This window comes from Streptomyces sp. NPDC088746 (assembly GCF_044751065.1).
GTDB lineage: Bacteria > Actinomycetota > Actinomycetes > Streptomycetales > Streptomycetaceae > Streptomyces.
Genome location: NZ_JBIVLA010000002.1, coordinates 1511591 through 1523851 on the forward strand (window position 1 = coordinate 1511591; position 12261 = coordinate 1523851).

General features: G+C 68.9%; 11 protein-coding genes. 9 read left to right on the forward strand and 2 right to left on the reverse strand.

The window, feature by feature from the left end:
* The first annotated feature begins 82 nt into the window (after positions 1–82).
* The 6 genes from eccD (at position 83) to ACIP63_RS14415 (ending at position 7153) form a co-directional block, all read left to right on the forward strand.
* Positions 83–1585: a type VII secretion integral membrane protein EccD gene (eccD, locus tag ACIP63_RS14390; protein WP_401514968.1), complete on the forward strand. Its 1503-nt coding sequence runs from the start codon at positions 83–85 to the stop codon at positions 1583–1585.
* 176 nt (positions 1586–1761) lie between these two features.
* Positions 1762–2052: a 30S ribosomal protein S15 gene (gene rpsO / locus ACIP63_RS14395; RefSeq protein ID WP_003965855.1), complete on the forward strand. Its 291-nt coding sequence runs from the start codon at positions 1762–1764 to the stop codon at positions 2050–2052.
* A 270-nt stretch (positions 2053–2322) separates the two neighbouring features.
* Positions 2323–4536 (forward strand): polyribonucleotide nucleotidyltransferase, encoded by a 2214-nt coding sequence (locus ACIP63_RS14400; RefSeq protein ID WP_401515147.1) that lies wholly within the window; start codon positions 2323–2325, stop codon positions 4534–4536.
* A complete protein-coding gene (locus ACIP63_RS14405; protein ID WP_401514971.1) occupies positions 4533–5912 on the forward strand; it encodes a M16 family metallopeptidase in 1380 nt (459 codons plus the stop codon). Before ACIP63_RS14400 ends, ACIP63_RS14405 begins: the two co-directional genes overlap by 4 nt.
* A 22-nt stretch (positions 5913–5934) precedes the next feature.
* Positions 5935–6687, forward strand: a complete 753-nt coding sequence (gene dapB / locus ACIP63_RS14410; protein WP_401514973.1) for a 4-hydroxy-tetrahydrodipicolinate reductase — start codon at positions 5935–5937, stop codon at positions 6685–6687.
* A gap of 13 nt (positions 6688–6700) precedes the next feature.
* On the forward strand, positions 6701–7153 hold the full coding sequence (locus ACIP63_RS14415) for a hypothetical protein (protein WP_401514974.1): 453 nt from the start codon (positions 6701–6703) through the stop codon (positions 7151–7153).
* A 57-nt stretch (positions 7154–7210) separates the two neighbouring features.
* On the opposite strand, the gene ACIP63_RS14420 is transcribed toward ACIP63_RS14415, so the two are convergent.
* Positions 7211–7762, reverse strand: a complete 552-nt coding sequence (locus ACIP63_RS14420) for a hypothetical protein (protein WP_401514977.1) — start codon at positions 7760–7762, stop codon at positions 7211–7213.
* Between the two features lie 93 nt (positions 7763–7855).
* Positions 7856–8095 carry a hypothetical protein gene (locus tag ACIP63_RS14425; RefSeq protein ID WP_104789522.1) on the reverse strand — a complete coding sequence of 80 codons (240 nt, stop codon included), beginning with the start codon at positions 8093–8095 and terminating at the stop codon, positions 7856–7858.
* 175 nt (positions 8096–8270) lie between these two features.
* On the opposite strand from ACIP63_RS14425, the gene thyX reads away from it, so the two are divergent.
* From thyX to ACIP63_RS14440, 3 genes are all read left to right on the forward strand, one after another.
* Positions 8271–9008: an FAD-dependent thymidylate synthase gene (gene thyX, locus ACIP63_RS14430; protein ID WP_401514981.1), complete on the forward strand. Its 738-nt coding sequence runs from the start codon at positions 8271–8273 to the stop codon at positions 9006–9008.
* Between the two features lie 151 nt (positions 9009–9159).
* A complete protein-coding gene (gene dapA, locus ACIP63_RS14435; protein ID WP_401514983.1) occupies positions 9160–10059 on the forward strand; it encodes a 4-hydroxy-tetrahydrodipicolinate synthase in 900 nt (299 codons plus the stop codon).
* Between the two features lie 130 nt (positions 10060–10189).
* Positions 10190–11875, forward strand: a complete 1686-nt coding sequence (locus ACIP63_RS14440) for a ribonuclease J (protein WP_104789525.1) — start codon at positions 10190–10192, stop codon at positions 11873–11875.
* The last annotated feature ends 386 nt before the right edge of the window (positions 11876–12261 follow it).

Here is a 12261-nt window from a genome sequence, read left to right on the forward strand (position 1 = left end):
CGGGACGCGGCTGGAGCCCATGGCCCAGGGGTGCGTTCCAGAGGGAACCCAGGAGAAGCATGAGGGGGAGCAGCAGGTGACTATGACGGCCCAAACGGCGGCTACCGGATCCGGTCGGCCGGGTCCCGGAGTTCCGGCCGGCAACGGAACCGGCTTCTGCCGGGTCACGGTCGTCGCGCCCGACAGTCGCGTCGACGTGGCGCTGCCCGAGGACATCCCCGTCGCCGACCTCTATCCGGAGATCCTCCGGCTGTCGGGGCAGAGCCCCGCCCAGGGCGCCCCGGTCGGCTATCACCTGGTGCGCCGTGACGGCACCGTGCTCGACAGCGGGCGCACGCTGGCCGGCCTGCGCGTCCTGGACGGCGAGCTGCTGTCCCTGCGCCCCTTCTCGGAGTCGCTGCCCCCCGCGGTCTTCGACGACGTCTCCGACGCCGTCGCCACAGCGGTCGCCCGGGACCGCACCCTCTGGGGTGACACCCTCATGCGCTCGGCCGGCCTCTTCGGCGGGTCCGTCCTGCTGGTCCTGCTCGGCTTCGTGCTGTGGACCTCCGACGTACGGCACGACATGCACGGCCTGCCGGGCATCCTGGCCGCCGTCACCGCCCTGCTCCTCCTCGCGCTGGCGTGCGTACGCGCGCGCGTCTACGCGGACCGTGGGTCGTCCATCGCGCTGGGGATCGGCGCGCTCACCAACGCCGCGGTCGCCGGCGCCGGGCTCCTCTCGCTCAGCCAGGGCCAGGGCATCGGCAGGCTCCAGTTCCTGCTCGCCTGTGCCGCCGTGCTGGTGGTGTCGGTGATCCTCATGATCGCCGCCCCCGAGGGCGACGGAACCTTCGTCGCGTTCGTGTTCGCCTCCGCCATCGGCGTACTGGTGACCTTCATCGCGATCATGACCGGCATGGCGCCGTCCGAGACCGCGGCCGTCTGCGCCCCCCTCTCCGTGGGGCTCCTCGGCTTCCTGCCCGGGCTCTCCACCCGCTTCGCCCGCCTCCCGATCGGCTTCGAGCCTCCCCGCACCACCGTCGGCGACTACGGGACGTCCGACCCGGCCCCGCAGGGCCCCGTCGACGCCGACCGCATCGCCGCCCAGGCCCGGCGCGGCCACGAACTGCTCCTCGGCCTGGTCGGCGGATGCGCGCTGGTCGCCGTGGGCGCAGCCGCGGTGCTCGGCTTCTCCGACAGCGTCTGGGGCCAGCTGCTGGCGCTCGCCACCGGGGTCGCGATGCTGATGCGCGCCCACCTCTTCCGCTACACGGCCCAGGTCGGCTGCGCCCTGGGGGCGGGTCTCTCCGCGCTCGTGCTCCTCGGCCTCGGGCTGTCGCTCAACCCGCCGGTCGAGCTGTTCCAGAACGCGCTCAAGGGCGACAGCGCGGGACTCGACATCCGTACGATCTGGCTCACCGCCGCGGTCGCGGGCGTGGCCGCGCTGATCACCGCCATAGGACTGATCGTGCCGCGCAAGGGCGTCACCCCGTTCTGGGGGCGCTTCCTGGAGGTCGCCGAAGCCTGCGTACTCCTCACGCTGCTGCCGCTGTGCCTCGCCGTTTTCGACGTCTACCACTCGATCCGGGCGCTCACCAGCTGACACCCGTCCGGGGTGTCCCGGAGGACTGGTACTCTGACCAGTGGCCGTTTGTGTACGCGTCCCCGGATCATCCTGGGGGCTGCGCTCATCGGACCTTCGCCTCCGAGTCATGGAAGCTCCCCTGAGATCAAGACCAGGGGCACTCGTGGGCGCATCGAACATCAAGAGGAGTACGCGTGCCGCTCGACGCCGCTACGAAGAAGCAGATCATGTCCGAGTTCGCCCAGAAGGAGGGTGACACCGGATCCCCCGAGGTCCAGGTCGCCATGCTCTCCCGCCGGATCTCGGACCTGACGGAGCACCTCAAGACGCACAAGCACGACCACCACTCCCGTCGTGGTCTGCTGATCCTGGTCGGCCAGCGTCGCCGCCTCCTGCAGTACCTTGCCAAGAAGGACATCCAGCGCTTCCGTGCGCTCGTCGACCGCCTCGGCATCCGCCGTGGCGCGGCCGGCGGCGCCAAGTAAAGACGCTGTTGAAGGGAGCGGTACCCACTTCCAGGGGACCGCTCCCTTTGCCGTACGTGCGGTACCGGGCCCCGGCTCAGTAACCTGGACGTACAACACCAGACGAGGAGAGGCGCCCCACGGCCGCCGCCGGTCCTCGGTAGTGGCCCCCGGGACAACGCCCGGGAGCTTCGATCGAAGACCGGCCCCGCACACACGGTGCGCTTCTCCGCACCGTCCTCCGCCACACGGGCGGCAGGACGAAAGACGACGAGTATGGAGAAATCACTAGTGGAGAACGAGACCCACTACGCCGAGGCCGTTATCGACAACGGAACCTTCGGCACCCGCACCATCCGCTTCGAGACGGGCCGCCTGGCCAAGCAGGCCGCAGGCTCCGCCGTCGCGTACCTGGACGACGACACCATGGTGCTGTCGGCCACCACCGCTTCCAAGCGGCCCAAGGACAACCTCGACTTCTTCCCCCTCACGGTGGACGTCGAGGAGCGGCAGTACGCGGCCGGCAAGATCCCCGGCTCCTTCTTCCGCCGCGAGGGCCGGCCCTCCGAGGACGCGATCCTCACCTGCCGCCTGATCGACCGCCCGCTGCGCCCCTCCTTCAAGAAGGGCCTGCGCAACGAGATCCAGATCGTCGAGACGATCATGGCGCTCAACCCCGACCACCTGTACGACGTGGTCGCGATCAACGCCGCCTCCGCGTCCACGATCCTGGCGGGCCTGCCCTTCTCCGGCCCGATCGGCGCCACCCGCGTCGCCCTGATCAAGGGCCAGTGGGTCGCCTTCCCGACGCACACCGAGCTCGAGGACGCCGTCTTCGACATGGTCGTCGCCGGTCGCGTCCTGGAGGACGGCGACGTCGCGATCATGATGGTCGAGGCCGAGGCCACCGAGAAGACCATCCAGCTCGTCAAGGACGGCGCCGAGGCCCCGACCGAAGAGGTCGTCGCCGCCGGTCTGGAAGCCTCGAAGCCCTTCATCAAGGCGCTCTGCAAGGCCCAGTCCGACCTCGCCGCCAAGGCCGCCAAGCCCACCGGCGAGTTCCCGGTCTTCCTCGACTACCAGGACGACGTCCTGGAGGCGCTCTCCAAGGCCGTCAGCACCGAGCTCGCCAAGGCGCTCACCATCGCCGGCAAGCAGGAGCGCGAGGCGGAGCTCGACCGCATCAAGGAGATCGCGGGCGAGAAGCTCCTCCCGGCCTTCGAGGGCCGCGAGAAGGAGATCTCCGGTGCCTACCGCGCGCTGACCAAGAAGCTGGTCCGCGAGCGCGTCATCAAGGACAAGGTCCGCATCGACGGCCGCGGCGTCACGGACATCCGTACGCTCGCCGCCGAGGTCGAGGCCATTCCGCGCGTGCATGGCTCGGCGCTGTTCGAGCGTGGCGAGACCCAGATCCTGGGCGTCACCACCCTCAACATGCTCCGCATGGAGCAGCAGCTGGACACCCTCTCCCCGGTGACCCGCAAGCGCTACATGCACAACTACAACTTCCCGCCGTACTCCGTCGGTGAGACCGGCCGCGTGGGCTCGCCCAAGCGCCGCGAGATCGGCCACGGCGCGCTCGCCGAGCGCGCCATCGTGCCGGTGCTGCCGTCGCGCGAGGAGTTCCCCTACGCGATCCGCCAGGTCTCCGAGGCGCTGGGCTCCAACGGCTCGACGTCCATGGGCTCGGTCTGCGCCTCCACCATGTCGCTGCTGAACGCCGGTGTGCCCCTCAAGGCCGCAGTCGCCGGTATCGCCATGGGCCTGATCTCGCAGGAGATCGACGGCAAGACCCACTACGTCGCCCTCACCGACATCCTCGGTGCGGAGGACGCCTTCGGCGACATGGACTTCAAGGTCGCCGGCACGAAGCAGTTCGTGACCGCGCTCCAGCTCGACACCAAGCTCGACGGCATCCCCGCCTCGGTCCTGGCCGCCGCGCTGAAGCAGGCCCGTGACGCGCGTCTGCACATCCTGGACGTCATGAACGAGGCCATCGACGTCCCGGACGAGATGTCCCCGAACGCCCCGCGGATCATCACCGTCAAGATCCCGGTGGACAAGATCGGTGAGGTCATCGGCCCCAAGGGCAAGATGATCAACCAGATCCAGGAGGACACCGGCGCCGACATCACGATCGAGGACGACGGCACCATCTACATCGGTGCCCAGCAGGGCTCCCAGGCCGAGGCCGCCCGCGCCACGATCAACGCCATCGCCAACCCGACCATGCCGGAGGTCGGCGAGCGCTACCTGGGTACGGTCGTCAAGACCACCACCTTCGGTGCCTTCGTCTCCCTGATGCCCGGCAAGGACGGTCTGCTGCACATCTCGCAGATCCGCAAGCTCGCCGGTGGCAAGCGCGTGGAGAACGTCGAGGACGTGCTCGGCGTCGGCGCCAAGGTCCAGGTCGAGATCGCGGAGATCGACTCCCGCGGCAAGCTCTCCCTCATCCCCGTGATCGAGGGCGAAGAGGACGAGAAGAAGGACGACACCGACAAGTGACGTCCCGTAGTTCCGTGACGACGGCCCGCCCCTCCTCGGAGGGGCGGGCCGTCGCCCGTACCCAAACGCTTCTCAAGGGCAGCAACGGCATCGGCACCGTCCGCCGCACGGTCCTCCCGGGCGGTCTCCGGGTCGTCACCGAGACGCTGCCCTCCGTACGCTCCGCCACCTTCGGGATCTGGGCCAACGTCGGTTCACGCGACGAGACGCCCACCCTGAACGGCGCGACGCACTACCTCGAACACCTCCTTTTCAAGGGCACGGCCAAGCGCAGTGCCCTCGACATCTCGTCCGCGATCGACGCGGTCGGCGGCGAGATGAACGCCTTCACGGCGAAGGAGTACACCTGCTACTACGCGCGGGTCCTGGACACGGATCTGCCGCTGGCCATCGATGTCGTCTGCGACATGCTGACCGGCTCCCTGATCGCCCCCGAGGACGTCGACGCCGAGCGCGGCGTCATCCTCGAGGAGATCGCGATGACGGAGGACGACCCGGGCGACTGCGTGCACGACCTGTTCGCGCACACGATGCTCGGCGACACCCCGCTGGGCCGCCCCGTACTCGGCACCGTGGACACGATCAACGCCCTGAACCGCGGCCAGATCGCCCGCTTCTACAAGAAGCACTACGACCCCACGCACCTCGTCGTCGCCGCCGCCGGCAACGTCGACCACGCCACGGTCGTACGACAGGTCCGCAAGGCGTTCGAGCGCGCCGGCGCCCTGGGCCGCACCGACGCCGTCCCCACGGCGCCCCGCGAAGGCTCCCGCACGCTGCGCGCCACCGGCCGCGTCGAACTGCTGAACCGCAAGACCGAGCAGGCCCACGTCGTCCTCGGCATGCCCGGCCTGGCCAGGACCGACGAGCGCCGCTGGGCGCTCGGCGTCCTGAACACCGCGCTCGGCGGCGGCATGAGCTCCCGCCTGTTCCAGGAGGTACGGGAGAAGCGCGGCCTGGCCTACAGCGTGTACTCGTACACCTCGGGCTTCGCCGACTGCGGGCTCTTCGGTGTGTACGCGGGCTGCCGCCCCAGCCAGGTGCACGACGTCCTCAAGATCTGCCGGGACGAGCTCGACCGCGCGGCCACGCACGGCCTCGGTGACGAGGAGATCAGCCGCGCCGTCGGACAGCTCGCCGGTTCCACCGTCCTCGGCCTGGAGGACACGGGCGCGCTCATGAACCGCATCGGCAAGAGCGAGCTCTGCTGGGGCGAACAGATGTCCGTGGATGACATGCTGGCGAAGATCGCGGCGGTCACCCCCGACGAGGTCCGGGCCGTCGCGGCCGACGTCCTCGGACAGCGGCCCTCGCTCTCGGTCATCGGCCCTCTGAAGGACAAGCAGGCGGACCGCCTCCAGGAAGCCGTCTCCTAATCCCCTTAAGGAAAAAGAGCACATGAGCAAGCTGCGCGTGGCCGTTCTCGGCGCCAAGGGACGCATCGGTTCCGAGGCTGTACGAGCCGTGGAGGCCGCCGACGACATGGAGCTGGTGGCCGCGCTCGGCCGCGGCGACTCGCTGGAGGCCCTCACGGACAGCGGCGCCCAGGCGGTCGTCGAGCTGACCACACCCGCGTCGGTGATGGACAACCTCGACTTCTGCGTCCGGCACGGGATCCACGCGGTCGTCGGCACCACGGGCTGGACCGACGAACGGCTCGCGCAGCTGAACACCTGGCTCTCCGCCTCCCCGGAGACCGGTGTGCTCATCGCGCCGAACTTCTCCATCGGCGCGGTCCTCACGATGAAGTTCGCGGAGCAGGCCGCCCGCTACTTCGAATCCGTCGAGGTCATCGAGCTGCACCACCCGAACAAGGCGGACGCGCCCTCCGGCACGGCCACCCGCACCGCCCAGCTCATCGCGGCGGCCCGCGAGAAGGCCGGGGCGGCGCTGCAGCCCGACGCCACCGCCACGGCGCTGGACGGAGCGCGCGGTGCGGACGTCGACGGGGTCCCGGTCCACTCGGTCCGGCTCCGCGGCCTCCTCGCCCACCAGGAGGTCCTGCTGGGCGGTGAGGGCGAGACCCTCACCCTGCGCCATGACTCGCTGCACCACAGCAGCTTCATGCCGGGCATCCTGCTCGGCACCCGCCGCGTGGTGACCACTCCCGGCCTCACCTTCGGCCTGGAACACTTCCTCGACCTGAACTGACTGGGCCCCACCCATGCGCGCAAAGCTCACCTACGCCGTCACCGCCGTCGTACTGGTCTTCTACTTCGTCCTGGCCGGCAGCCGCGGCGTCCTGCTCATCGAGCACGGCACGCTGCTCACTGTCACCTTCGGCGTGGCGGTGCTGATCCTGCCGGTGATCGGCATCTGGTTCCTCTGGAAGAACACCCAGTTCGTACGCAGGGCCAACGCCCTGGCCGCCGAACTGGACGCGGAGGGCGGCCTCCCCGTCGACGAGCTGGTGCGCACCCCCTCCGGGCGTATCGACCGCGACTCCGCCGACGCCGTCTTCGCGCGGCGCCGGGAGGAGACCGAGGACAGCCCGGACGACTGGCGCTGCTGGTTCCGGCTGGCGGTGGCCTACCAGGACGCGAGGGACACCCCACGCGCCCGCAAGGCGATGCAGCGCGCCATCGCCCTGCACATGAACAAGCCGGTACGCGCCTGACGGGCGCCGTACCGGCTTGTGTGAGGTGTCCTGGCGGCCCCGTGAGGGGCCTTCGGGTCAGGGAGTGCGGTATTCGTCGCCCCAGGCCTCGATGGAGTCCGTGGCACGCTCGAACGCCTCGGCGCGGGCCAGGAAGTCCGCGTTGTGGTCGGTGACCAGCGGCGCCAGCGGCTCGCCGCCCCTACGCACCACGATCAGGGCCTGCCCCTGGACGGTGCGCGGGAGACCGAGCCACTTGACCGGCTGCTGCACCGTGCGCACGGCCGCGGCGTCGGCCCACCGGACAGTGGTCGTGAGGAAGAAGCCCACCCGGCGTACGCCGTGCCGGCTCACCCAGGCACCGACCCGGAGCAGCCGCAGCGCACACGCGATCACCACGGCGGCGAGCACGAAACACACGCCGGCGCCGGAGAGCGATCCGGCGAACGTGATGATCATCGCGGCCAGCAGGACGAAGGACGCCAGCAGCAGCAGGGTGGCTGCCGCCGCGACCCGCCACGGGCCGGGGCGGTAGGGCCGCCGCCACCTGTCGTGGTCGTCGAACGGCAGCGCGATGTCCTCCGCTTCCGCGTCGAATACGCGGTCGGCCGTTAGGAAGGGCAGGGGCACGACTGATCCTCACTCACAAGCACGCTCGATTGCTGTGCCTGGTGAGGCTACCGAGCAGCCCCCCGGCCGACCACCCCAGGGGGCCCGTACGGGTCAGCGGTGCTGCGCGGCCTCGGACGTCTGGCTGTGCGACGGCGTCCGGTCGGTGTCGAGAGCGGGCAGGCCGAAGAGCAGCGAACCGGCGAAGCCGGCGATCAGGGTCAGCCCTACGAGGGAATGAGCGGCCAGCTGGGAGCGCGTGGCGCGCCGGCGGGGAGGAGGAGTGACATTACTGCGGAACCGGTCGGCCTCGGCAACGAACGAGAACGGGACGGATTCACGCCGGCGGAACATGAGGAAGCTCTCCTTGAACTCTGTGACGGGTGCTGCTAATGAGTCAGACGTACGAGAGGCCTCATCGGTGCCCCGAATCGCCGAACACATCCAAAATTTCCCGCTGACGGAGGCCGTCCCCGGGGCCCGTAGAGTGGACGCCGCCCGAGCGACGCCATTGGAAGGACCCCCGCCGGTGACCGACACCCCCGAGCCCACGAAGGCCCACTTCCGCAGCGATGTCACCGTTGACCTGGTGAAATCAGCTGCCGGCGACTCCGATGTGCTGTTCGCAGCCCGCGTGTCGACGGCAGGGGAGCAGTCCCTGGAAGAGGTCGCCAAGGACCCCGAGCGCTCCAAGGGGCTCATCAATTACCTGATGCGGGACCGGCACGGCAGCCCGTTCGAGCACAACTCGATGACCTTCTTCATCAGCGCCCCGATCTTCGTGTTCCGTGAGTTCATGCGGCACCGCGTCGGCTGGTCGTACAACGAGGAATCGGGCCGTTACAGGGAGCTCGAGCCGGTCTTCTACGTCCCGGGCGAGTCCCGCAAGCTCATCCAGCAGGGCCGCCCCGGCAAGTACGAATTCGTCGAGGGAACCCCGGAGCAGCACGAGCTCACCAGCCGCGCCATGGAGGCCTCGTACCGCCAGGCGTACGACGCCTACCAGGAGATGCTCGCCGCCGGGGTCGCCCGCGAGGTCGCCCGGGCGGTGCTCCCCGTCGGACTGTTCTCCACGATGTACGCCACCTGCAACGCCCGCTCGCTGATGCACTTCCTCGGCCTGCGCACACAGCACGAACTGGCGAAGGTGCCGTCCTTCCCGCAGCGCGAGATCGAAATGGTCGGCGAGCAGATGGAACAGCACTGGCAGAACCTGATGCCGCTCACTCATGCCGCCTTCAACAAAAACGGACGGGTAGCCCCGTAGGCGGTGTCCGTATTGCGGCGTTTCGTGAAGTTCATCTAGGCTGATCAAACGGACCCGGCACTGCTTGAACCCCCGAGCAGGCAGTGCCGGGCTCCTCTTCCTCGTCCCCCGAGGGAGCGCGGCGCTCCGAGCAACGAGTAGCGTGTTACCCATGGCTCCGATCTCCACTCCGCAGACCCCCTTCGGGAGGGTCCTCACCGCTATGGTCACGCCGTTCACGGCGGACGGCGCACTCGACCTCGACGGCGCCCAGCGGCTCGCCGCCCATCTGGTGGACGCAGGCAACGACGGCCTGGTCGTCAACGGCACCACGGGCGAGTCCCCGACCACCAGCGACGCGGAGAAAGACCAGCTCGTACGGGCTGTGCTGGAAGCTGTAGGAGACCGGGCCCACGTCGTCGCCGGCGTCGGCACCAACGACACGCGGCACAGCATCGAGCTGGCCCGCACCGCCGAGCGCAGCGGTGCCCACGGCCTCCTCGCGGTCACGCCGTACTACAACAAGCCGCCGCAGGAGGGCCTCCTCCGCCACTTCGGCGCCATCGCGGACTCCACCGAGCTCCCGGTCATGCTGTACGACATCCCGGGCCGCAGCGGTGTGCCGATCGACACAGAGACGCTCGTACGCCTCGCCGAACACCCCAGGATCGTCGCCAACAAGGACGCCAAGGGAGATCTGGGCCGTTCCAGCTGGGCCATCGCCCAGTCCGGCCTCGCCTGGTACTCCGGCGACGACATGCTCAACCTCCCGCTGCTCTCGGTCGGCGCGGTCGGCTTCGTCTCCGTCGTCGGCCATGTGGTCACCCCGGAGCTGCGCGCGCTCATCGAGGCCCACCTCGGCGGTGACGTGCAGAAGGCCACGGAGATCCACCAGAAGCTGCTCCCGGTCTTCACCGGGATGTTCCGCACCCAGGGCGTGATCACCACCAAGGCCGCGCTCACCCTGCAGGGCCTGCCCGCCGGCCCGCTGCGCCTCCCTCTGGTGGAACTCACCGCCCAGGAGACGGCCCAGCTCAAGATCGATCTGGCTGCCGGTGGGGTACAGCTCTAACCACGGACTTCACAACTGAATACGCGAGGACACTCGCGGCGGAAACACCACCTGACAACAGCAAGTGCACGAATGACATGCGCGCCACGTGCCCTCAGCGGTACGTGGCGCGCGTGGTAAGGAGAGTCTTTTGAGTCATCCGCATCCTGAACTCGGTACCCCGCCGAAGCTCCCCAAGGGCGGCCTCCGGGTCACCCCGCTGGGCGGCCTGGGCGAGATCGGCCGCAACATGACGGTCTTCGAGTACGGCGGCCGCCTGCTCATCGTCGACTGCGGTGTGCTCTTCCCGGAGGAGGAGCAGCCCGGCATCGACCTGATCCTTCCGGACTTCACCACCATCCGGGACCGCCTGGACGACGTCGAGGGCATCGTCCTCACGCACGGCCACGAGGACCACATCGGCGGTGTCCCCTACCTGCTCCGCCTGAAGCCGGACATCCCGCTCATCGGCTCCAAGCTGACCCTCGCGCTCATCGAGGCCAAGCTCCAGGAGCACCGGATCCGCCCCTACACCCTCGAGGTGACCGAGGGGCAGCGCGAGCGCATCGGCGTGTTCGACTGCGAGTTCATCGCGGTCAACCACTCCATCCCGGACGCTCTCGCCGTCGCCATCCGCACCCCCGCGGGCATGGCCGTCGCGACCGGTGACTTCAAGATGGACCAGCTGCCGCTGGACGGCCGTCTCACCGACCTGCACGCCTTCGCCAGGCTGAGCGAGGAAGGCATCGACCTTCTTCTCTCCGACTCGACGAACGCGGAGGTCCCCGGTTTCGTCCCGCCGGAGCGGGACATCTCCAACGTCCTGCGTACGGTCTTCGCCAACGCGCAGAAGCGCATCATCGTGGCCAGCTTCGCCAGCCACGTCCACCGCATCCAGCAGATCCTGGACGCCGCCCACGAGTACGGCCGCAGGGTCGCCTTCGTCGGACGCTCCATGGTCCGCAACATGGGGATCGCCCGCGATCTGGGCTATCTGAAGGTGCCCGCCGGTCTGGTCGTCGACGTCAAGACCCTCGACGACCTGCCCGACGACGAGGTCGTGCTGGTCTGCACGGGCTCCCAGGGCGAGCCGATGGCGGCCCTCTCCCGCATGGCCAACCGTGACCACCAGATCCGGATCGTTCCGGGCGACACGGTGATCCTGGCGTCGTCACTGATCCCGGGCAACGAGAACGCGGTCTACCGCGTGATCAACGGCCTGACCCGCTGGGGCGCGAACGTCGTCCACAAGGGCAACGCCAAGGTCCACGTCTCGGGCCACGCCTCGGCCGGCGAGCTGCTGTACTTCTACAACATCTGCAAGCCGAAGAACCTGATGCCGGTGCACGGCGAATGGCGCCACCTCAGGGCCAACGCCGAGCTGGGTGCGCTGACCGGCGTGCCGAAGGACCACATCGTCATCGCCGAGGACGGCGTCGTCGTCGACCTCGTCGACGGCAAGGCGAAGATCGTCGGCAAGGTCCAGGCCGGCTACGTGTACGTCGACGGCCTCTCGGTCGGCGATGTCACGGAGACCTCCCTCAAGGACCGCCGGATCCTCGGAGACGAGGGGATCATTTCGGTCTTCATCGTGGTCGACAGCTCGTCCGGCAAGATCGTCGGCGGCCCTCACATCCAGGCCCGCGGCTCCGGCATCGACGACAGCGCGTTCACCGCGGTGGTGCCCAAGGTCGAGGAAGCCCTCAACAAGTCGGCGCAGGACGGCGTGATGGAGCCCCACCAGCTCCAGCAGCTGGTCCGGCGCACGGTGGGCAAGTGGGTGTCGGACACCTACCGTCGGCGTCCGATGATCCTTCCGGTCGTCGTCGAGGTCTGACCCGGACGGCCGCCGGCGGTCGCAGGCAGACCGCCGGCAGGCCGCCAACCAGGAGCGGGGCGCCCCGATTTGCATCGGGGCGCCCCGCTCCAGTACGTTTGCCATTCCGCCTGAACGGGAAGCCCCTCGAGCACATGTGCGCCGGGAGCCCTTCGAGGAGGCGGGAAATCCGACTCAGAATCTCTGATAAAGTCGGATGCGCCGAAAGGCAAAGGCCACTCCACAGGCCACCGGAATCAAATTCGGACCGGAAACGGAACGGAAAAGAGTCTGGTAAAGTTGGAACCGCCGGAAAGGGAAACGCGAAAGCGAAGAACTGGAAAGCGATTGAGCAGGAACCCGCTTCGGCCGGGAATCGGACACGAAAGAGTCTGATAGAGTCGGAA

Bases quoted from the DNA above. Each gene is read 5' to 3' on its own strand.
- eccD (WP_401514968.1), top strand. From the start codon at position 83: ATGACGGCCCAAACGGCGGCTACCGGATCCGGTCGGCCGGGTCCCGGA.
- dapB (WP_401514973.1), top strand. From the start codon at position 5,935: ATGAGCAAGCTGCGCGTGGCCGTTCTCGGCGCCAAGGGACGCATCGGT.
- ACIP63_RS14415 (WP_401514974.1), top strand. From the start codon at position 6,701: ATGCGCGCAAAGCTCACCTACGCCGTCACCGCCGTCGTACTGGTCTTC.
- ACIP63_RS14425 (WP_104789522.1), bottom strand. From the start codon at position 8,095: ATGTTCCGCCGGCGTGAATCCGTCCCGTTCTCGTTCGTTGCCGAGGCC.
- dapA (WP_401514983.1), top strand. From the start codon at position 9,160: ATGGCTCCGATCTCCACTCCGCAGACCCCCTTCGGGAGGGTCCTCACC.